Annotated in this window: 18 protein-coding genes; 11 read left to right on the top strand and 7 right to left on the bottom strand. The window is 66.3% G+C overall.

Translation table 11 applies throughout. The annotated features are described in order from the left end of the window. The first annotated feature begins 131 nt into the window (after positions 1-131). The 3 genes from G370_RS0100895 (at position 132) to G370_RS0100885 (ending at position 3,663) form a co-directional block, all read left to right on the top strand. Positions 132-1,418 (top strand): nucleotide sugar dehydrogenase, encoded by a 1,287-nt coding sequence (locus tag G370_RS0100895; RefSeq protein WP_019658900.1) that lies wholly within the window; start codon positions 132-134, stop codon positions 1,416-1,418. Between the two features lie 55 nt (positions 1,419-1,473). Then, complete coding sequence (locus tag G370_RS0100890) at positions 1,474-3,096, top strand: FMN-binding glutamate synthase family protein (RefSeq protein ID WP_019658899.1); 1,623 nt, start codon at positions 1,474-1,476, stop codon at positions 3,094-3,096. Positions 3,097-3,201: 105 nt separating this feature from the next. Further along, the gene (locus G370_RS0100885) at positions 3,202-3,663 is read left to right on the top strand and encodes a GNAT family N-acetyltransferase (protein WP_019658898.1); all 462 of its coding nucleotides are present in this window, start codon (positions 3,202-3,204) and stop codon (positions 3,661-3,663) included. A 122-nt stretch (positions 3,664-3,785) separates the two neighbouring features. On the opposite strand, the gene G370_RS0100880 is transcribed toward G370_RS0100885, so the two are convergent. Together G370_RS0100880 and G370_RS0100875 are read right to left on the bottom strand one after the other, a co-directional pair. Further along, positions 3,786-5,033: a TIGR03862 family flavoprotein gene (locus G370_RS0100880; RefSeq protein WP_019658897.1), complete on the bottom strand. Its 1,248-nt coding sequence runs from the start codon at positions 5,031-5,033 to the stop codon at positions 3,786-3,788. Next, a complete protein-coding gene (locus tag G370_RS0100875; protein ID WP_019658896.1) occupies positions 5,020-5,454 on the bottom strand; it encodes an FKBP-type peptidyl-prolyl cis-trans isomerase in 435 nt (144 codons plus the stop codon). Before G370_RS0100875 ends, G370_RS0100880 begins: the two co-directional genes overlap by 14 nt. A 70-nt stretch (positions 5,455-5,524) precedes the next feature. On the opposite strand from G370_RS0100875, the gene G370_RS0100870 reads away from it, so the two are divergent. The 4 genes from G370_RS0100870 to G370_RS0100855 all read left to right on the top strand — a co-directional run bounded on the left by G370_RS0100870 (position 5,525) and on the right by G370_RS0100855 (position 8,708). Then, entirely contained in the window at positions 5,525-5,890 is a 366-nt protein-coding gene (locus tag G370_RS0100870) for a DUF6164 family protein (RefSeq protein WP_019658895.1), read from the top strand. 287 nt (positions 5,891-6,177) lie between these two features. Further along, entirely contained in the window at positions 6,178-6,945 is a 768-nt protein-coding gene (locus G370_RS0100865; RefSeq protein ID WP_019658894.1) for a sulfurtransferase, read from the top strand. Between the two features lie 200 nt (positions 6,946-7,145). After that, complete coding sequence (locus G370_RS0100860) at positions 7,146-8,141, top strand: LLM class flavin-dependent oxidoreductase (protein WP_019658893.1); 996 nt, start codon at positions 7,146-7,148, stop codon at positions 8,139-8,141. Between the two features lie 69 nt (positions 8,142-8,210). Then, a complete protein-coding gene (locus G370_RS0100855; RefSeq protein WP_019658892.1) occupies positions 8,211-8,708 on the top strand; it encodes a pyridoxamine 5'-phosphate oxidase family protein in 498 nt (165 codons plus the stop codon). 92 nt (positions 8,709-8,800) lie between these two features. On the opposite strand, the gene G370_RS0100850 is transcribed toward G370_RS0100855, so the two are convergent. After that, on the bottom strand, positions 8,801-9,460 hold the full coding sequence (locus G370_RS0100850) for an exopolysaccharide biosynthesis protein (RefSeq protein WP_019658891.1): 660 nt from the start codon (positions 9,458-9,460) through the stop codon (positions 8,801-8,803). Beyond that, positions 9,444-10,748 (bottom strand): hemolysin family protein, encoded by a 1,305-nt coding sequence (locus G370_RS0100845; protein ID WP_005416017.1) that lies wholly within the window; start codon positions 10,746-10,748, stop codon positions 9,444-9,446. The genes G370_RS0100850 and G370_RS0100845 overlap by 17 nt, the downstream gene beginning before the upstream one ends. Before the next feature lie 292 nt (positions 10,749-11,040). Here G370_RS0100845 and G370_RS0100840 point away from each other — a divergent pair, with 292 nt between their 5' ends. Then, positions 11,041-11,667 (top strand): DUF47 domain-containing protein, encoded by a 627-nt coding sequence (locus G370_RS0100840; RefSeq protein WP_004152833.1) that lies wholly within the window; start codon positions 11,041-11,043, stop codon positions 11,665-11,667. 13 nt (positions 11,668-11,680) lie between these two features. Continuing rightward, positions 11,681-12,802 (top strand): inorganic phosphate transporter, encoded by a 1,122-nt coding sequence (locus tag G370_RS0100835; RefSeq protein WP_019658889.1) that lies wholly within the window; start codon positions 11,681-11,683, stop codon positions 12,800-12,802. Positions 12,803-13,175: 373 nt separating this feature from the next. Here G370_RS0100835 and G370_RS0100830 read toward each other — a convergent pair whose 3' ends face one another. From G370_RS0100830 to parE, 3 genes are all read right to left on the bottom strand, one after another. Then, positions 13,176-14,672: a S10 family peptidase gene (locus G370_RS0100830; protein WP_019658888.1), complete on the bottom strand. Its 1,497-nt coding sequence runs from the start codon at positions 14,670-14,672 to the stop codon at positions 13,176-13,178. Positions 14,673-14,782: 110 nt separating this feature from the next. After that, on the bottom strand, positions 14,783-15,361 hold the full coding sequence (locus G370_RS0100825) for a GNAT family N-acetyltransferase (RefSeq protein WP_019658887.1): 579 nt from the start codon (positions 15,359-15,361) through the stop codon (positions 14,783-14,785). 153 nt (positions 15,362-15,514) lie between these two features. Further along, positions 15,515-17,404: a DNA topoisomerase IV subunit B gene (gene parE / locus G370_RS0100820; RefSeq protein ID WP_019658886.1), complete on the bottom strand. Its 1,890-nt coding sequence runs from the start codon at positions 17,402-17,404 to the stop codon at positions 15,515-15,517. Positions 17,405-17,574: 170 nt separating this feature from the next. Here parE and G370_RS0100815 point away from each other — a divergent pair, with 170 nt between their 5' ends. Next, positions 17,575-17,808: a hypothetical protein gene (locus tag G370_RS0100815; RefSeq protein ID WP_019658885.1), complete on the top strand. Its 234-nt coding sequence runs from the start codon at positions 17,575-17,577 to the stop codon at positions 17,806-17,808. 400 nt (positions 17,809-18,208) lie between these two features. Further along, the gene (locus tag G370_RS0100810; protein WP_005416023.1) at positions 18,209-19,873 is read left to right on the top strand and encodes a CTP synthase; all 1,665 of its coding nucleotides are present in this window, start codon (positions 18,209-18,211) and stop codon (positions 19,871-19,873) included. Positions 19,874-19,938: the final 65 nt, after the last annotated feature.

Genomic DNA, 19,938 nt, shown 5'->3' with positions numbered 1-19,938 from the left:
CGGCAGGGCGCCGGGGCCGGTAGGCTGTAGCCTTTCTGGCGCAGGTTTTCCGGAGTGGTGCAGCAGATGAGTGTGTTGGCCGAAGCCATGGCAGCGTATGTGCGATTGCATCGATTGCACGGGATGTGCCGATGAGTGTGCCGGTTGCGGCGGCCAGTGACCCTCGTTTTGCGGTGGTCGGCCTGGGCTATGTCGGCCTGCCGTTGGCGGTGGCGTTTGGCCGGCAGTGGCCGACGTTGGGCTTCGATATTGACGCCGGTCGCATCGCCGAGCTGCGCAGCGGCCAGGACCACACACTGGAAATGGAAGCCGACGAGCTGGCCAGTGCGCACCTGTTGCAGTACGGCAGCGATCCGGCACTGCTTGATGCCTGCAATGTCTACATCGTCACCGTGCCGACCCCGATCGATGCCTACGAACAGCCCGATCTGGAGCCGTTGCGTTCGGCCACGCGCCTGATTGCCAGCCATCTCCGCGCCGGAGATCTGGTGATCTACGAGTCCACGGTCTACCCCGGAACCACCGAGGAAGTGTGCGTGCCGCTGCTGGAACAAGGGTCCGGCCTGCGCTTCAACGAAGACTTCTACTGCGGCTACAGCCCCGAACGGGTCAGCCCCGGTGACCGCCAGCGGCGCCTTGCCGACATCCGCAAGATCACCTCCGGATCGACCCCGGAGGTCGCTGCGGTGATTGATGGTCTGTACCAGCGCATCATTGCCGCCGGTACGTTCCCGGCCCCTTCGATGCGCGTGGCTGAAGCGGCCAAGGTGGTCGAGAACATCCAGCGTGACGTCAACATCGCGCTGGTCAACGAGCTGGCCCTGATCTTCGACCGGCTCGGCATCGACACCCAGGACGTGCTGGATGCCGCCGGCAGCAAGTGGAACTTCCTGCCGTTCCGCCCGGGCCTGGTCGGTGGTCACTGCATCGGCGTCGATCCGTACTACCTGCTGCACAAGTCCGAGAGCGTGGGTTACCACCCGGACCTGATCCACACCGCGCGACAGGTCAATAACCGCGTCGGCGAGCACGTAGCGGCTCGGGTGCTGGCGATGCTGGCCGAGCGTGGCCGTGCGCCGGCGGATGCACGCATCCTGGTCCTGGGCGTGACCTTCAAGGAGGATTGCCCGGACCTGCGCAACAGTCGCGCGTTGGAACTGGCACAGCGCTTGCGCGATGCCGGTGCGAGGGTCGAGGTAAGCGACCCGTGGGTCGGCCCGGCGGCATTGACCGGCGAGGGCCTGGACTGGCTGGCCGAGCCCGGGGCAGGGCGCTATGACGCGGTGGTGCTGGCGGTGGCCCACGCCCGTTTCAAGGCGATGGATGAATCCGCAATCCGGGCGCTGCTGGCGCCCGGTGGCCTGGTCTACGACGTGAAATCGGCCTGGCCGCGCAACGTGGTTGACGATCGTTTGTAAGCCCCGGCTGCGAACGGCGCGGTAGACTCGGGGGCAGTTGCAACCGAGGAACGCCATGCACCGGTATATCGTCTACCTGCTCGCCATCCTGATGTTCCCGATATGCCTGTGGCTGGCCACGATCTGGCCAGCCTGGTACTGGGGCGTCGGCCTGACTGCCGCGATGGTGGCGCTGGGGACCTGGGACCTGCTGCAGAAACGCAGCACGTTGCGCCGCAATTATCCGGTGATGGCGCACTTCCGTTACGGGCTGGAGTCGATCGGTCCGGAGATCCGCCAGTACTTCGTGCAGAGCGACCTGGAAGACGTGCCGTTCTCGCGCCAGCAGCGCGCGCTGATCTACCAGCGTGCAAAGAACGAGATGGACACGGTGCCGTTCGGCACCCTGCGCAGCACTTATGCGGTGGACTACGAGTGGATCAACCATTCGCTGGCACCGACGACGATTGCCAAGCATGACTTCCGCGTCCTGATCGGCCCGAACTGCGCCAAGCCTTATTCGGCCAGCGTGTTCAACATCTCGGCGATGAGCTTTGGCTCGCTGTCAGCCAATGCGATCCGCGCACTGAACGAAGGCGCACGCCGCGGTGGCTTCTACCACGACACCGGCGAAGGATCGATTTCGCCCTACCACCGCGAAATGGGCGGCGACCTGGTGTGGGAGATCGGCTCGGGGTACTTCGGTTGCCGTGACGAGAAAGGTGGTTTCAGCGAGGAGCGCTTCGTTGCCAACGCTACCCACGATCAGGTCAAGATGATCGAGATCAAGCTGTCGCAGGGGGCCAAGCCGGGCCACGGTGGTGTGCTGCCGGCACCGAAAGTGACCGCCGAGATCTCGGTGACCCGTGGCGTGCCGATGGGCGTTGACTGCGTGTCGCCGTCGCGCCATTCGGCGTTCTCCACGCCGGTTGAACTGTTGCAGTTCGTGGCCCGCCTGCGCGAACTGTCCGGTGGCAAGCCGGTCGGTTTCAAGTTGGCCATCGGCCACCCGTGGGAATGGTTCGGCATCGCCAAGGCGATGCAGGAAACCGGCCTGTTGCCGGACTTCATCGTGGTGGATGGCGCCGAAGGCGGCACCGGCGCGGCACCGGCCGAGTTCGTCGATCATGTCGGCGTGCCGATGCATGAGGCACTGCTGCTGGTGCACAACACCCTGGTCGGCCTCGACCTGCGTGAGCGCATCCGCATCGGCGCGGCCGGCAAGATCACCAGTGCGTTCGACATCGCACGGACCATCGCGTTGGGGGCCGACTGGTGCAATGCCGGCCGAGGCTTCATGTTCGCGCTGGGCTGCATCCAGTCGCTGAGCTGCCATACCGACAAGTGTCCGACCGGGATCGCTACCCAGGATCCCGCGCGCTGGAAGCATCTGGATGCACCGGACAAGGCTGCTCGTGTCTACAGCTACCACGAGCACACGCTGCATGCCTTGAAGGAGCTGCTGTGTGCCGCTGGCCTCAATGATCCGGCCGAGCTGGGGCCGGAACACATCCTGCGCCGTGTCTCGCCGGTGGAGATCCGTTCGCTGGCCTCGTTGTACCGCTACCTGGATCCAGGCGAACTGCTGCACAAGGTGCCCGACCATGCGGTGTTCCATGCGTTCTGGGCCGATGCGCGCAGCGACTCGTTCCAGCCACCGCCGAAGATCCAGGCGCTGCGCGCCAGCAAGTCGCGATAACGTGATGTTGTAGAGCCGAGCCCATGCTCGGCTGCTTCTCTCATCGCGATGTTGGAACGAAGAACAGCCGAGCCGAGCATGGGCTCGGCTCTACAGGGAGATGTCATGCGGTTCAGGACCGGCACCATCGACGATGTCGCCATGCTGTGGGCACTGCGCACGCGTTGCGTTCGCGAGACGTGCAGCAGCCACTACCCGGCGGAGGTGATCGATCCGTGGTCTGCTTCGCCGCCGCCGTCGCAGTACGCACGGTTGCTGGGGCAGGGAGGCTGCGTAGTGGCCGAGGACGGGCAGGGTGGCCTGCTCGGCTTCGGCGTCTTTGATGCCGATGCCAATGAAGTCGATGCGTTGTTCGTCAATCCGGATCATGGCGGCCAGGGCATTGGCCAGGCGTTGATGCAGCGCCTGCTGGCGATGGCCGATCGTGAACGTGAGGTGGTGCTGTCGGCCTCGCTCAACGCCGTGCCGTTCTATCAACGCCAGGGGTTCGTCAGCGTGCGCGAAGAGGCCTACCCGCATCCCAGCGGCGTGGCGCTGGCTTCAGTGAGCATGCGCCGGCCGTGGTGAGTGCTCGTTTTCTGCGTTCTGTAGAGCCGAGCCCACGCTCGGCTGCTTTTGATTCAAGCCGAGCATGGGCTCGGCTCTACAGGTAACGCCGTCGAGCATGGCTCGACGCTACAAGGCAGGCGTCACCGCCCGGCCAGCCACCCGATTACGCCTTCCGCAGCACGCAGGCCACTGGCGTAGCACGCGGTCAACAGGTAGCCACCTGTCGGCGCTTCCCAGTCCAGCATCTCGCCGGCGCAGAACACGCCGGGCACTGCCCGCAGCATCAGGCCATCATCCAGCGCATCCAGGCGCACGCCGCCGGCGGTGCTGATCACCTCGGCCATCGGCCGGGGACGCAGCAGGCGCAGCGGCAGGCGCTTGAGCGTAGCCGCCACGGCAGGCAGGTCGCTGCCCGCTTCTTTACCCAGAATCTCGAACACCAGTGCGGCTTTCACTGCATCCAGACCGGCTTGGCGGCGCAGGTGCTCGCCGAAGCTGCGGCCCTTGCGTGGGCGTGACAGATCGGCAAGCAGGCGCGCCTCGTCGCGGCCCGGTACCAGATCCAGCCACAGCATCGCGTGGCCCTCGCGGTTGATGGTCTCGCGCAGGTCCGCCGCAATCGCATAGATCAGGCTGCCTTCGATGCCGTACTCGCTGGCCACGCATTCGCCCTGCAGCGACCGTGGCTGTCCGGCCAGGTCGATCCAGTGCGCGACCACCGGCTTCAACGGCGCGCCGGCATTGCGTTGGGCGAAGAATGGGGTCCAACCCACGTCGAAACCGCAGTTGGCCGACTGCAGTGGTGCGATGTCCACGCCACGGGTCTGCAGTGGCGCGACCCAGGCGCCGTCACTGCCCAGCTGCGGCCAGCTGCCGCCGCCCATGGCCAGCAGGGTGGCATCGGCATGTACTTCAACGGCGCCATCTTCGGTTTCAAATCGCAGCGCGCCATCCTCACCCCAGCCGATCCAGCGGTGGTTGGCATGCAGGCGCACACCCTGTTCCTTCAGCCGGCGCACCCAGCCACGCAGCAGCGGCGCAGCCTTCCGGTCGACCGGGAACACGCGGCCGGAGCTGCCCACATAGGTCTCCACGCCCAGGCCGGCGGCCCAGTCGCGCAGCGCCTGCGCATCGAAGTCGTCCAGCCAGCGGCCCACGGCCGTGGACTGCTCGCGGTAGCGGCTGTCGAACAGCGTACGCGGATCGGAATGGGTGAGGTTGAGCCCGCCCTTGCCGGCGATCAGGAATTTGCGGCCGGGCGACCCCTTGGCCTCGTACAGGTCGACGTCCAGCCCGGCGGCGCGCAGGCGCTCGGCGGCGAACAGGCCGGCCGGGCCACCGCCGATGACGGCGACGCGGTGGGGCATGGCGGCATCACGGTTTGACATCGAGCAGCTCGACGTCGAACACCAGCGACGATCCGGCCGGAATCGGGCCGACCTTGCGGTCGCCGTAACCGTAGTCCGGCGGGATCATCAGCGTGCGCTTGCCGCCAACTTTCATGCCGGCCACGCCCTCATCCCAGCCGCGGATGACCTGGCCGGCGCCAAGCGCGAAGGTGAACGGTTGGCCGTGCTTGAAGGAGCTGTCGAAGGTCTTGCCGTGCTTGGTCTCGGTACGGTTGTCGTAGATCCAACCGGTGTAGTGCACGGTGACCTTGCTGCCGGGAACGGCTTCAGCACCGGCACCTGGCACGATATCGATCCGCTCGAAGGCGGTCAGGGTGCCGCCGGGCGGCGGGCCGGACGGTTCGGTCGAGCAGCCAGCGGCGGCGAGGGACAGCAGCAGGGGAAGCAGCAGGCGGCGCATCGGGCGTCTCCGGTAGGGCGCAGGTCGAGGGCGGCAAGGGTAGCGCATCGGCGCCGGGTATCATGGGGACATGGCAAAACTCCTGCTCAATCTGCGCAATGTCGGTGACGACGAATACGCCGATGTCTGCACGCTGCTCGACCAGCACGGCATCGCCTGGTACCGCACCGAACCCAGCCCCTGGGGCATTTCCAACGGAGGCCTGTGGCTGCGCGAGGACGCCGATCATCCACGTGCGAAGGCGCTGATGGCGGAGTACCAGGCCGAACGCGGGCCGCGCATCCGTGCCGAGCGTGAGCAGGCATTGCGTGATGGCACGGCGGAGACCTTCGGCAGCCTGTTCCGGCGGCGGCCGCTGTACGTAATGCTGGTGCTGCTGGGGATGGCCGCTGCCGCTGCGCTGGTGCTGCTGCCGTTCGTACTGTTGCGGGGGTAAGGGGTTTCGGCCGGGTTGCACCCGGCACCCGCAGACGCAACGTCGACGTCAAAAGCCGGGCTTCAGTGGGAGGGTGGGGCGGTGTGGGCAGGCGGGGGACGGCAAACGCTGCTCCTGCGTGCCTCGTAGAGCGCCATCCATGGCGCTCTGCGCCCCCGCCTGCCCACACCGCCCCACCCCTGACAGATTCCGGGTGTCTGCCGGGCTTGGGGTCGGATCCCTCTGCTGCGCAGAGGGCACTGACCCCTGAATCTGTCTGTGCGGGCGGGAGGCGCTAAAATGGCGGGATGATCGCCAATACCGCTGCCTACCATTTCGCCGTCATCGACGCCCCTCAGGCCCTGTGTGACCAGCTGCTGGCGCGTGCCGAGGCGGCACAGCTGCGCGGCACGATCCTGGTGGCGGGCGAGGGGCTGAACCTGTTCCTGGCGGGTGCGCCAGAGGCGGTCGAGGGTTTCTACGCAGCGCTGCGCTCTGACGCGCGCTTTGCCGATATGCGGGTCAAGACCAGCTTCAGCGAGCACCAGCCGTTCGCCCGGCTGAAGGCCAAGGTGAAGGACGAGATCATCAGCTTCCGCCGTGATGACGGCCAGCCGCTGGACTATCCGCGTGCGCCGGCGGTCGATCCGGCCACCGTGCAGCGCTGGCTGCGGCAGGGGCATGACGATGCCGGCAAGCCGGTGGTGATGCTCGATACGCGCAATCTGCAGGAAGTGGAGTACGGCACCTTCAAGGATGCGCTGGTGCTGCCCATCCACAAGTTCACCGACCTGCCGGAGGCGCTGGCGCCGCACCGCGAAGCACTGAAGGACAGCACCGTGGTCAGTTTCTGCACCGGCGGCATCCGCTGCGAGAAGGCGGCGCTGTGGATGGTCAACGACGGCATGGACAACGTGCTGCAGCTGGACGGTGGCATCCTCGGCTACTTCGAGGAAGTGGGCGGCGAAGGCTACGAAGGCCGCTGCTTCGTGTTCGATGAGCGCATTGCGCTGGATGCGGAACTGAAGCCGATGGTCGACCAGCCGTTGCCTGATCCGCGCCCCAGCGCGTTCTAAGCCGGGATGTCGATTCCCCGGTAGAGCCGGCCGCTGGCCGGCTGCCAGCCACGTTGCCTGCCGGCCAGCGGCCGGCTCTACCGGATCAAGCGCAGCCAGTCGTGGACCCGCGCTGCGGGAATCAGCATCCCGCCACCGGCACTGGCCGCTGCGCCGGGTCGTCCCCATGCATGGGGGATCCTGTGACGGAAAAACGCCTGATGATCCCGTTGTCGATCCTTGACCTGGCCCCGGTCTGCGAGGGCAGTGACACCACCACCGCCTTTGCCAACATGCTGGAACTGGCCCAGCACGCCGATGCGCTGGGCTACCGCCGCTATTGGCTGGCCGAACACCACAACATGCCCGGCATCGCCAGTGCGGCCACCGCCGTGCTGATCGGCCATGTCGCCGGCGGTACCCGGCGCATCCGGGTCGGTGCCGGCGGCATCATGCTGCCCAACCATGCCCCGCTGCAGGTGGCCGAGCAGTTCGGCACGCTGGCCTCGCTGTATCCGGACCGGATCGACCTGGGCCTGGGCCGCGCACCGGGTACTGACCAGCCGACCGCGCGTGCATTGCGCCGCTACTTCGACAGCGCGGACCAGTTCCCACAGGACGTGCGCGAGCTGCTGCACTACTTCGAGCCGGTTCAGCCGGGGCAGGCGGTGCAGGCCGTTCCAGGTGGCGGCCTGCGGGTACCGACCTGGATCCTCGGTTCCAGCCTGTTCGGCGCGCGCATGGCCGCGTCGATGGGCCTGCCGTATGCGTTCGCCTCGCACTTCGCACCCGACGCGATGGACGAAGCCCTTGCTGTCTACCGCCGCGAGTTCCGCCCCTCGGCGGCGCTGAAGCAGCCGCACGCGATGCTGGCCCTGAACGTCGTTGCCAGCGACAGCGAGGCGGAGTCGCGCCGCCTTTTCACCAGCCAGCAGCAGAGTTTCGTCAACCTGCGTCGTGGCCGGCCGGGCAAGATTCCGGCACCGATCGACGACATCGAGTCCTTCTGGGAGCCGCACGAAAAACTGGGGGTGGAGCGGGCGCTGGCCTGCACCGTGCTGGGCGATCCGCAGCAGGTCGGGGAGGGCATCGCCGCGTTTGTCGAACGGCACAAGCCCGACGAGCTGATGCTCACCGCCAACCTGTACGACCACCGCGCGCGCTTGCGCTCGTTCGAACTGACCATGCAGGCCTGGCACGCCCGCCACGCGGGCTGAACAATTGCGTCACGGGCTGTTGCGGCCGTGCCCGGTCTGATGGGGGCTCATTCCGATGGAGTCTCCCACATGGCCGACACCCGTGCCGAACACGTCAACCAGCTGGCCGAACTGATCAAGGATGTGGAGGTGGCCATGTTCACCACCACCGGCGTCGACGGACGGCTCTACAGTCGGCCGCTGGCCACCCAGCAGGTCGCCTTTGACGGCGACCTGTGGTTCGTCATCACCGCCGACAGCCCGAAGGTGGCCGAGATCGCGCTCGACCCGCGGGTCAACGTGGCGTATGCCTCGCCCTCGAACAACACCTATGTCTCGGTGGCCGGGCGTGCCCGCGTCGTCGATGACCGCGCGAAGATCGAGGAGCTGTGGTCACCGGCGATGACACTGTTCTTCCCGGGTGGCAAGGATGATCCGAACCTGCGCCTGATCCACGTGCGGGCCGACTCGGCCGAGTATTGGGATGGTCCGGGCACGCTGTTGGGCAAAGCGTTGAATTTCGTGCTGTCCGCCGTGCAGGACGAGCCGGGGCAATTGGCCGACAACGGCTTCATCGATCTTCGGTGATGACCGATGTCCGTTATTGGTAGTGCCGGCCGCTGGCCGGCAACCCTGGAAACGTGGCAGCCGGCCAGCGGCCGGCTCTACCGGATGCCGCTTCAGAACCAGCGCTGGAACAGCTCCACTGTATAGCCCACCAGCTGCCCCGAACTGAAGCCGAAGAACGCGATCGCCACCAGTGCGGCGATCCAGTTGAACAGCATCAGCGCACCATCGCGTTCCAGCAGCGCCAGCGAGAACAGCAGCAGCTGGAAGCCGAACAGGAAGTTGGTGAACGGAATCGGCAACGACAGCAGCAGGCCCAGCAACACCAGCAGCAGGCCAGTGAACGCGTGTGCGGGCAGCGGTGTCAGCAGCTGCGGCAGGCGTGGCTTCAGCATCCTGTCCAGCCGCCGCAACGGGCGATCGATACGGTCCAGGAAGCGGTGCATGGTGCCGCGCTTCGGCCCGCGTCGGGCAATGAAACCGGGCAGCCAGGGGCGGCGCAGGCAACACAGCATCTGCAGGCCGATCAGGACCACCAGTGGGCCGCTGACCGCACCCCCCATGCCCGGGATCGGGATGAACGAGGGCAGGATCGCCACGAACAGGAACACGCCGAACGCGCTCTGCTGCAGGTTGCTGAGGATCTGGCCGAGCGGCATGTGCTCGGCGGGATCGCCGGAGGCGAACATCTCCAGCAGGGTGCGGATGCCCTCGTTGCGGTAGGCCGCGCGCTGAGCGCCCTGGCCCTGGCCGGCCTCAGGCGGTGAGCTCATCGGCCTGCTCGTCGGACAACGTGCGCAGCAGCAGCTTGTCCACCCGTGCACCGTCCAGGTCGACCACCTCGAAGCGCCAGCCGGCCCAGTCGAAGTACTCGCCTGCGTGCGGGATGCGGCCGAAGTAGTGGATGCACATGCCGGCCAGCGTGTAGTAATCGCCGTCCTCGGCATCGGGCAGGTCATTGCTTCCGATCAGCTCGCGCAGGTCTTCGATCGGCAGCGAGCCGTCCACCAGCAGCGAGCCGTCCTCGCGGGTCACCACCAGGGCATCCTCGTCGGCATTCTCGACCGCCTGCAGGCGGCCGACCACCGCGCCCATCAGGTCGCTGATGGTCACCAGGCCCTGGATCTCGCCGTACTCGTCCACCACCAGCGCCATCGACTGCTGTTCCTCGCGGAAGATCTCCAGCAGCTTCATCGCGTGGGTCGATTCGGAGACGTACAGCGGTTCGCGCAGGGTCTGGAACAGCGCGTTGTCGCCGCGCGCCATGCGCGTGGCCAGCGATTTCAGCTCCAGCACGCCGACCACGTCCATGTCGTTGTCGCGGTACACCGGGTAACGGGAGAACTCGTGCTCGGCCATGATGTCCAGATTGCGCTCCAGCCCGGCCTGGGTGTCGAGCCAGGCGATGCGGTTGCGCGGCGTCATCAGGCTGTCGGCGGTGCGGTCGCCCAGGCGCATGACGCGGTTCATCATGTCGCGCTCGTGGGCGTCGATCACGCCGGCCTCGTGGCTCTCGGCCACCAGCATCCGGATCTCTTCTTCAGTCACCTGCGCGGCCTCGTCCTTGCCCAGGCCCAGCACCTTCAGCACCAGCTGGGTAGTCTTGGACAGGAGCCAGACGAAGGGCAGGGCGAGCCTGGCCAGCCAGCTCATCGGCATCGCGACCAGGCCGGCAATGGCCTCGGAACGTGTCAGGGCCAGGCGCTTGGGCACCAGTTCGCCGAAGATCAGCGTGATGAAGGTGATCAGCGAGACCGCCAGGGCGGTGCCTACTTCGCGCGCGTACGCAAAGCCGGGCATCAGGCCCTGCAGCCAGCCGGCGATCGCGTCGCCGATCGCATCACCACCGAGGTAGCCGGTGAGTACGCCGATCACGGTGATGCCGATCTGCACGGTGGACAGGAAGCTCTCCGGCTTCTCCGACAGCTCCAGCGCCTTGGCGGCGCGCTTGGAGGTGGCGGCCATCTGCTTCAGGCGGCTCTTGCGCGAGGTCATGACCGACATCTCGGACATGGCGAAGAAGCCGTTCAGCAGAACCAGCGCGAAGACAATCAGGATCATTTCAAACACGGGCGTCGTCCCCGGTTGGTGGCAGGGAGGGCGGGTGCTTGCGATGGCGGCAGGCGCTCAGGAACGGGGTCCGGCGCGGCGCAGGGGGATAAGGGTCGTCGTCCATAAGGTGCGCCTGAAGGCGCGCTGGCATCTTAGCAAAGGGGCGTGGCAGGGTGGCAACCGCCTGTTCAGGTTGGGGCTCCCAGAGCCCGGAAAGGGCGCGGGGATACCCGTGATGGTCATCTAGCCGTCATAATTCGCTCTGGTGCCGTCCTTCCCGCGACGGCTGACAGGTTTCTCAATGTTCTCTCTGCAGACCATTTTCGGTTCCGGCAAACAGTTCTACACCCTGCTCGATGAGGCTGCTGTCGCGGCTTCCGATGCCGCCAAGGCGCTGCATTCCATGCTGCGCGAGGCCGACCGCCAGCCCGCGCTGGACGCCTTCAAGCTGGCCCGCCTGCGCGAACGCGCGGCCTCGGACAAGATCAGCCAGGCGCTGGTGGACAGCTTCATGACCCCCATCGAGCGCGAAGACATCGAAGCGCTGGGTTCGGCCCTGTACAAGATTCCGAAGCAGATCGAGAAGTTCGCCGATCGCTATTCGCTGGCCACGACCCACCTGGAGCACATCGACTTCGCGCCGCGCGCGGCGATGCTGGAGCAGGCCGCCGGCGTGGTGGTGGAGATGGTGGCCGACCTGCGCCACATGAACCTGGACCGGATGACCGCGCTGAACGAGAAGCTGCGCTCGCTGGAGAACGAGGCCGACCGCCTGATGCTCGAGCTGTACCGCGACATCTACTCCGGTCGCCTGGACAACCTGCAGATGTTCCTGCTGAAGGAATTCTTCGAGATCCTGGAAAAGGCCATCGACCGTTGCCGCGAGGCTGGCGTGGTGGCGTACCAGATCGTGTTGAAGAACAGCTGACGGACGCCGCCGCATGTTGACCCTTGTCCTGGTAGTGATCCTGGCCGCGCTCGTCTTCGAGTTCATCAACGGCTTCCACGACACTGCCAATTCCATTGCCACCGTAGTGGCGACCAAGGTGCTCTCGCCCGGCTGGGCGGTGATGCTGGCCGCCTTCATGAACCTCATCGGTGCGCTGACCGGTACGGCGGTGGCGCTGACCATCGCCTCGGGCCTGCTCAACACCAACGTGGTGGAAGTCACCCCGCAGGTGATCCTGTGCGCGCTGCTGGGCGGCATCATCTGGAACCTGATCACCTGGTGGAAGGGACTGCCGTCCTCGTCCTCGCACGCGCTGATCGGCGGCCTCTGCGGCGCCGGCCTGGCTGCGGCCCACAACAACTGGGATGCCCTGATCTGGTCCGAGCGCCTGGGCAGCTGGGCGCAGAACAAGGGCCTGCTGTGGAAGGTGTTCGTGCCGATGATCACCTCGCCGATCGCCGGCTTCCTGCTCGGCATTGTGGTGATGGTGCTGCTGTGGGCGCTGATCGCCGGCCTGGCCAAGGTCGGTGGCGCCATCGGCCGCCTGGCCCGCCCGCGCATCGTCAATGCCTTCTTCGGCAAGGCGCAGATCGCCTCGGCGGCCTACATGGGCTTCGCCCACGGCCACAACGACGCGCAGAAGACCATGGGCATCATCGCGATGACCCTGATTGGTGCCGAAGCCACCGGCGCACTGAACGATCTGCCGTCCTGGCTGGCCTTCATGCACCCGGACGCGCACGCCGGTGACGGCATCGCCATGTGGATCGTGCTGACCTGCGCGGTGGTGATGGCGGCCGGTACCGCTTCGGGTGGCTGGAAGATCATCAAGACCCTGGGCCACAAGATGGTCAAGCTGCACCCGATCCACGGCTTCGCCGCGGAGACCAGCTCGGCCACCATCCTGACCCTGGCGGCCCACTTCGGCATGCCGGTCTCGACCACGCACAGCATCTCCACCGCGATCATGGGTGTCGGCTTCGCCAAGAACCCGCGTTCGCTGAAGTTCGGCGTGATCGAGCGCATCGTCTGGGCCTGGATCCTGACCATCCCGGCGGCCGGCGGCTGTGCGTACCTGATCCTGAAGCTGTTCGAACTGTTCGGCTGGACCTGATGCCAACGGCCTTGGGATCAGAGCCCTTTCCCTGCGGGAAAAGGATCTGATCCCGGTAAACGAAAAAGCCCGCCGGATACCGGCGGGCTTTTTTCATGGCAGATCATTCCTCTGTATCCAAGCGTGCCGACCAACGGTCGGCACCCACCAACAGCAGCAGGAACCTGTCAGCGGCGGGGTGGGGTGGATATGCAGGACCGTTGGCGCCATGGATGGCGCCATCGAGCCCCCATGGACGGGTTTACGGCGTGTCCTGCATATCCACCCCACCTCGCCAGCCCTCAGGAAGCCCGCTTTTGCAGTTGATCTTGCCGTGGACCTTGCCGTTGCCGTTGATCCGGCGGGTGCCGGGCCGCAGGCCCGGCCGAACCCCTCAATTACGCTCGAACAGCGCCTTCACATCATTCCGGAACGCCGCCTGGCTGTCGGCCCGGCTGTAGAACATGTGCCCGCCCGGATAACTGCGCACCTGCACCCGGTCCGGATTGCTGCCCATCGTCGGCATCTGGTCCACGGTCAGGATCGAACCCATGAACGGGCACGACAGGTCGTTCCAGCCATGCACGATCAGCACCTGCAGGTGCGGGTCGATCGCCACGGCCTGGCGCAGCTGGGTCACCGCGCCATCGCGCAGCTCGCCATTGCGGTCCCACAGCCGGTTCACGTCGTAGTTCAGCGCCTGGTACCGCGCGTCCACCTTCCAGCCGACCACGCGCGTCACGAAGTCGACCATCGCCGTGGTGGTCGGCGCGATGATGCTGTCCAGCAGCGGATCGTTGGCGCGCTGCTCCGGATCGTTCGGGAACGGATCGAACGCGGTCACATTGGAATCGTAACGGCTGCCCAGCGTGCCCTTGTCGCGGAATACTTCGCGCAGGTAGGCCTGCGTTTCCAGGCGGCCACCGGCACGGCGCACGAACTGCGGCTCCAGGCCGGTCAGTTCGGTCACCCGGCGCAGCATCGCCTCGGTTGCCTGCGGATCGCTACGGCCTTTCATCAGGGCGGTGGCGTAGTCGCCACGGGTGTATTCCACTACTTCGCGCATCGCTGCATCGGTCAGTTTGCCCTGGCGCTCCAGGTGCGCGGCGGCGATCGACGGCAGGGTCTGCATCCACGCCATCGGCGAGACATCGGCGTTGTCTTCCAGGGTCGGGCTCAGGTACGGCGAGACCAGTACCAAGCCGTTCATCGCCACGCCCAGCCGGGTCTGCAGGTAGTGGGTGATGCGCGGGCCGCGATAGCCGCCGTAGCTCTCGCCAGTCAGGTACTTGCGCGACGCCATGCGCTGGTTGCGCAGCAGCCAGTCGTAGATCGAGCGTGACAGGTATTCGATGTCGGCGCTGGGGTTGTACAGTGCCTTCTTCGCTTCATCGTCGCCGATCCGCGCGCGGCTGAAGCCGGTGCCGACCGGATCGATGAACACCAGGTCGGTGAAGTCCAGCCAGGTGCCGGGGTTGTCGTGCAGGGTCGCCGGCGCCGACGCGCTGTCACCCTCGGAGCCGAAGGTCACCACCTTGGGTCCGATCGCGCCCATGTTGAGGTACACCGACGACGCGCCGGGACCGCCATTGAGCGCGAAGGTCACCGGCCGGTCCTTGCCCGGCATCGTATAGGCGGTGAACACCACATCGGCGATCACCTTGCCCTTGGCATCGCGTACCGGCAGGGTGCCGACGGTGGCGGTGTAGTCCAGGGTGCGGCCGGCCAGGCGCATGCTCTGGCGGGCTGAGGCGTCTGCGGGCAACGCAGGTGCCTCGGTCTTGTCGTCTTTCGGATCGGGCTTGGCGTCGGCATCAGGCGCGGCCAGCACGCTGGCTGGGGCGATGAGCAGGCCGACGCAGAGCGCGGCAGTGTGCAGCAGGGACTTCATGGCACCGGGTGGGCAGCGGAAGGGGATTCCGATGCTAGGCCGGTGGCGGCCCATGTCGTATGTGTCCAAAGGCATGGCCGTGCGTTGAGCCCGCTACTGGCCAGATTGGGTCAAGCGGGCAGGGTGGCGGCCGCTTCGTCATCGGCCAGCAGGCCATAGACGGCCGAGTCGGCCAGTTCCCCCTGGATCCGCCAGCGCTGGCGCAGCACTCCCTCGCGGCGGAAGCCCAGGCGTTCGAGCACGTGCGCGGAGGGTGCGTTGCGCGGGTCGATCTCGGCTTCCACGCGATGCAGGTGGAGGGTGCCGAACAGGTAGGCCAGTACCTGCTGCAGGGCCTCGTGCATGTAGCCCTGGCCCTGGCGATCCGGTGCCAGCAGGTAGCCGATCTCGGCGCGTGCCGCATCGCGGTCCAACGCAAACACCACGCAGATGCCCAGCAACGGGCCGTCCAGCGTTTCGCGCACGGCCAGCTTGAGCTGGGTGCCGGTGGCCTGTGCCGCCAGGTCATCGTCGATCTGCGCGCGTGCCTCGGACGGTCGTGTCCATGCAGGATGGTTCCAGAACCGCATCACGTCCGGATCGGACTGGATTGCGAACAGGGCGGCCGCATCGTCGCGGCGGATCGGGCTCAGGACGAGGCGCGCGCTGTGCAGCGGCAGGCCGGGAAACAGCAGGGAGTGGCTGGCCAATACGTTGGTCCACACGGATGGACGCGCATTATGGCGCCGCCGGGTTTGCCGATGGGGGTGGAATCTCTGTAGAGCCGAGCCGATGCTCGGCTGCCCGGCACGGCGCGGAACGCAGCCGAGCGTGGGCTCGGCTCTACAGGAGGGCTGCGGGAGTCAGACTTCCAGCGAAGCCAGGTCGCCCTTCGACTCCAGCCAGCCCTTGCGGTCGGAGGCGCGCTTCTTGGCCAGCAGCATGTCCATCAGCGAACTTGTCTGCTCGCGATCGTCCACGGTCAGCTGCACCAGCCGGCGCGTATCGGGGTGGATGGTCGATTCACGCAGCTGAGGCGGGTTCATCTCACCCAGGCCCTTGAAGCGGGTCACGTTGATGGCGCCCTTGATCTTCTCGCGTTCGATCTTGTCCAGCATCGAGCGCTTTTCTTCCTCGTCCAGGGCATAGAACACCTGCTTGCCCACGTCGATGCGGAACAGTGGCGGCATGGCCACGAACACGTGGCCGGCATCGACCAGCGCAGGGAAGTGCCTGAGGAACAGTGCGGTCAGCAGTGTTGCGATGTGCAGGCCGTCGGAGTCCGCGTCGGCCAGGATGATGACCTTGCCGTAGCGCAGGCCGCTGATGTCGTCCTTGCCCGGGTCGCAGCCGATCGCGATCGCCAGGTTGTGCACTTCTTCCGAGGCCAGCACGCTGTTGGAGGAAACCTCCCAGGTGTTCAGGATCTTGCCGCGCAACGGCATGATGGCCTGGAAATCCTTGTCGCGGGCCTGCTTGGCGCTGCCGCCTGCAGAATCACCTTCCACCAGGAACAGCTCGGTGCGCGACAGGTCCTGGCTGATGCAGTCGGCCAGCTTGCCGGGCAGGGCCGGGCCCTGGGTGACCTTCTTGCGGACGACCAGCTTTTCGGTCTTCAGGCGGGCGCTGGCGCGCTCGATGGCGATCTGCGCGATCTTCTCGCCCAGCTCCACGTTCTGGTTGAGCAGCAGGCTGAAGGCATCATGGGCGGCACCTTCGATGAAGCCGGCCGCCTGGCGTGAGGACAGGCGTTCCTTGGTCTGGCCGCTGAACTGCGGGTCGGTCATCTTCAGCGACAGCACGAACGACACGCGGTCCCACACGTCTTCCGGGGCCAGCTTGACGCCACGCGGCAGCAGGTTGCGGAAGTCGCAGAACTCGCGCAGCGCCTCGGTCAGGCCGGTACGCAGGCCGTTGACATGGGTGCCGTGCTGGGCGGTGGGGATCAGGTTGACGTAGCTTTCCTGCACCAGCTCGCCTTCCGGCAGCCAGGCCACTGCCCAGTCCACGACCTCGGTGTCCTTCTTCAGGCTGCCGACGAACAGCTCGGCCGGCAGCATCTCGCGATCACCCAGCTCCAGCTTCAGGTAATCGCGCAGGCCGTCTTCGTAGTACCAGGTATCGACTTCACCGGTGGCTTCATCGGTCAGCTTCACGGTCAGGCCCGGGCACAGCACGGCCTTGGCGCGCAGCAGGTGCTTGAGCGCGCGCACCGCGAACTTCGGCGTATCGAAGTACTTCGGGTCCGGCCAGAAGCGCACGCGGGTACCGGTGTTCTTCTTGCCGACGCTGCCAACTACTTCCAGCGGTGTGGCGCGGTCGCCATTGCGGAAGGTGATGCGGTGTTCGGCACCGTCGCGCTTGATGTGCACTTCCACCAGGGTCGACAGCGCGTTGACCACGCTGACGCCGACGCCGTGCAGACCACCGGAGAAGGTGTAGTTGTTGTTGCTGAACTTGCCGCCGGCATGCAGGCGGGTGAGGATCAGCTCGACGCCCGGGATCTTTTCTTCGGGATGGATGTCCACCGGCATGCCGCGGCCGTCATCGCTGACCTCCACGCTGCCGTCCTTGTACAGGGTGATCTCGATCGAGCGGGCGTGGCCGGCGAGGGCCTCGTCCACCGAGTTGTCGATCACTTCCTGCGCCAGGTGGTTCGGGCGCGCGGTGTCGGTATACATGCCGGGACGGCGCTTGACCGGGTCAAGGCCGGACAGGACTTCAATATCGGCGGCGTTATAACGGGCGTTCATCTGTCTTCGAAAGCTTGGAGCGACGGGCAAGTGTGGGGTCTGGCACGGGATTTTGCACGCCTGCGGTTCAGTCTCGGCGACGCAGAGGGGGTAAAATGGCAGCCGCTGGAATCTGAACGCCGGCGCTCCGTTGGATCAGAACGTCCAAGCCATACCGCGAGGAGGACTCCATGAAGAAGTTGCTGACCATTGCGATCCTGGCCGCTGCCGCTGTTGCAGTGCCGCTGGTGGTGGCGCAGAACGCCGGCCAGTCGGCCCCGCAACAGGGTGATCAGGCCGACAAGGCCCAGGCCGAGGCCGATGCAAAGGCCAAGCGCCGGGCCCAGGCCAATGCCCAGATGAAGGCGCAGGGCCAGCCGGCCCCGCAGCAGGAAGAGGAAGAGGAAGCGCGCAAGAAGCGCTGATCCCGCAGCCTGCCAGGCGCCCTTGCGACAAGGGTTGCGCTCCGGAACGCCCCGCTCAGCGGGGCGTTTCTTTTTGGGAACGTGGCGTCTGCCCCTTGGGTTGGCGGCCATCAATCTGTAAACTATGGCTTTCCGGGAGTAAGTGCGTGTCCACCATTTGCGAATGGGCTGGAGCGGCCAAGCGTGGCTTCCAGCATGGCGGGTCGCAGGTGACGGTCGATTTGGCCGGCACGGCCGCCCCGACCTCGCACGATGGTTCCGGTCCGGCGCCTGCCGCCGCACGGATCCGCACCTCCCTCGCTGCCTCAGCGAACCGGAAAACCCCCTCTGAGCACCATGCCCGCCCACCGGGTGCGCGTGGTGCTGCCGTTTTCCATTTCCAGACAGGATGCTTGCAGCCATGACTCCCTTGATTTTCGTAACCGGCGGCGTGGTGTCCTCGCTCGGCAAAGGCATTGCCGCCGCGTCGCTGGCCGCCATTCTTGAAGCCCGTGGCCTGAAGGTCACGATGATGAAGCTCGACCCGTACATCAACGTCGACCCGGGCACCATGAGCCCGTTCCAGCACGGTGAGGTCTACGTCACCGACGACGGCGCGGAGACCGACCTCGACCTGGGCCACTACGAGCGCTTCGTGCGCACCCGCCTGAGCCGCAAGAACTCGGTCACCACCGGGCGCATCTACGAGAACGTGATCCGCAAGGAGCGCCGCGGCGACTACCTGGGCGCGACCGTGCAGGTCATTCCGCACATCACCGACGAGATCCGTCGCTGCATCGACGAAGCCACCGAAGGCTACGACGTGGCACTGGTCGAGATCGGCGGCACCGTGGGCGACATCGAGTCGCTGCCGTTCCTGGAAGCGATCCGCCAGGTGCGCACCGAGCGCGGCCCGGAGAAGGCGCTGTTCATGCACCTCACCCTGGTGCCGTACATCGGTGCCGCCGGTGAGCTGAAGACCAAGCCGACCCAGCACTCGGTGAAGGAACTGCGCTCGATCGGCATCCAGCCGGACGTGCTGTTGTGCCGTTCAGAACAGGCGGTGCCGGATTCGGAGCGTCGCAAGATCGCCCAGTTCACCAACGTCTCCGAGCGTGCAGTGATCAGCGTACCGGACGTGGACGTGCTGTACCGCATCCCGTCCGGCCTGCATGCACAGGGCCTGGACGAAATCGTGGTGAATCAGCTGAAGCTGGCCGACAAGGCCGGTCCGGTCGACCTGTCGATGTGGGAAGACGCGGTCGATGCGACCCTGCACCCGCTGGACGAAGTGACCATCGCCGTGGTCGGCAAGTACGTCGATCACCAGGATGCCTACAAGTCGGTCGGCGAGGCACTGAAGCACGGTGGCCTGCGCCAGCGCACCAAGGTCAACCTGAAGTGGCTGGAAGCACAGGACCTGGAAGGCACCGACATGGCTGCACTGGCCGATGTCGACGGCATCCTGGTACCGGGTGGCTTCGGTGACCGCGGCTTTGAAGGCAAGGTGCTGACCTCGAAGTTCGCCCGCGAGCAGCAGGTGCCGTACTTCGGCATCTGCTACGGCATGCAGGCGGCGGTGGTCGATTACGCGCGCAACGTGGTGGGCCTGGAAGGTGCCAACAGCACCGAGAACGACCGCCAGTCGCCGAACCCGGTGATCGGCCTGATCACCGAATGGCGCACCGCCAGCGGCGATGTCGAGAAGCGTGACGACAAGAGCGACCTCGGCGGCACCATGCGCCTGGGCCTGCAGGAACAACGCCTGAAGCCGGGCACGCTGGCCCGCGAGCTGTACGGCAAGGACGTGGTCGCCGAGCGCCACCGCCACCGCTACGAGTTCAACAACCGCTACCGCACCCAGCTGGAAGATGCGGGCCTGGTGATCGCGGGCAAGTCGATGGACGACACCCTGGTGGAAGTGGTCGAACTGCCGCGCGATGCCCACCCGTGGTTCCTGGCCTGCCAGGCGCACCCGGAATTCCTGTCCACGCCGCGCGACGGCCACCCGCTGTTCATCGGTTTCATCCGTGCCGCGCGCGAGCGCAAGGCGGGCGGCAAGCTGCTTTCCGAAGCGCGCGCCTGACTTGTGAATGGGGGCGTGGGCCCCCATCCTGCATGCTTCAACCCCCAGCGCACCGGCCCGGCCGG

It is taken from the genome of Stenotrophomonas hibiscicola ATCC 19867 (assembly GCF_000382065.1).
GTDB lineage: Bacteria > Pseudomonadota > Gammaproteobacteria > Xanthomonadales > Xanthomonadaceae > Stenotrophomonas > Stenotrophomonas hibiscicola.
This window is presented reverse-complemented; position numbering and strand designations above follow the sequence as displayed.

Coding starts and splice junctions, on each gene's coding strand:
- G370_RS0100855 (WP_019658892.1), top strand. CDS start 8,211: ATGGCCGACACCCGTGCCGAACACGTCAACCAGCTGGCCGAACTGATC.
- G370_RS0100875 (WP_019658896.1), bottom strand. CDS start 5,454: ATGCGCCGCCTGCTGCTTCCCCTGCTGCTGTCCCTCGCCGCCGCTGGC.
- G370_RS0100840 (WP_004152833.1), top strand. CDS start 11,041: ATGTTCTCTCTGCAGACCATTTTCGGTTCCGGCAAACAGTTCTACACC.
- G370_RS0100835 (WP_019658889.1), top strand. CDS start 11,681: ATGTTGACCCTTGTCCTGGTAGTGATCCTGGCCGCGCTCGTCTTCGAG.
- G370_RS0100845 (WP_005416017.1), bottom strand. CDS start 10,748: ATGATCCTGATTGTCTTCGCGCTGGTTCTGCTGAACGGCTTCTTCGCC.
- G370_RS0100810 (WP_005416023.1), top strand. CDS start 18,209: ATGACTCCCTTGATTTTCGTAACCGGCGGCGTGGTGTCCTCGCTCGGC.
- G370_RS0100865 (WP_019658894.1), top strand. CDS start 6,178: ATGATCGCCAATACCGCTGCCTACCATTTCGCCGTCATCGACGCCCCT.
- G370_RS0100850 (WP_019658891.1), bottom strand. CDS start 9,460: ATGAGCTCACCGCCTGAGGCCGGCCAGGGCCAGGGCGCTCAGCGCGCG.
- G370_RS0100815 (WP_019658885.1), top strand. CDS start 17,575: ATGAAGAAGTTGCTGACCATTGCGATCCTGGCCGCTGCCGCTGTTGCA.
- parE (WP_019658886.1), bottom strand. CDS start 17,404: ATGAACGCCCGTTATAACGCCGCCGATATTGAAGTCCTGTCCGGCCTT.
- G370_RS0100880 (WP_019658897.1), bottom strand. CDS start 5,033: ATGTCAAACCGTGATGCCGCCATGCCCCACCGCGTCGCCGTCATCGGC.
- G370_RS0100895 (WP_019658900.1), top strand. CDS start 132: ATGAGTGTGCCGGTTGCGGCGGCCAGTGACCCTCGTTTTGCGGTGGTC.
- G370_RS0100860 (WP_019658893.1), top strand. CDS start 7,146: ATGATCCCGTTGTCGATCCTTGACCTGGCCCCGGTCTGCGAGGGCAGT.
- G370_RS0100885 (WP_019658898.1), top strand. CDS start 3,202: ATGCGGTTCAGGACCGGCACCATCGACGATGTCGCCATGCTGTGGGCA.
- G370_RS0100830 (WP_019658888.1), bottom strand. CDS start 14,672: ATGAAGTCCCTGCTGCACACTGCCGCGCTCTGCGTCGGCCTGCTCATC.
- G370_RS0100870 (WP_019658895.1), top strand. CDS start 5,525: ATGGCAAAACTCCTGCTCAATCTGCGCAATGTCGGTGACGACGAATAC.
- G370_RS0100890 (WP_019658899.1), top strand. CDS start 1,474: ATGCACCGGTATATCGTCTACCTGCTCGCCATCCTGATGTTCCCGATA.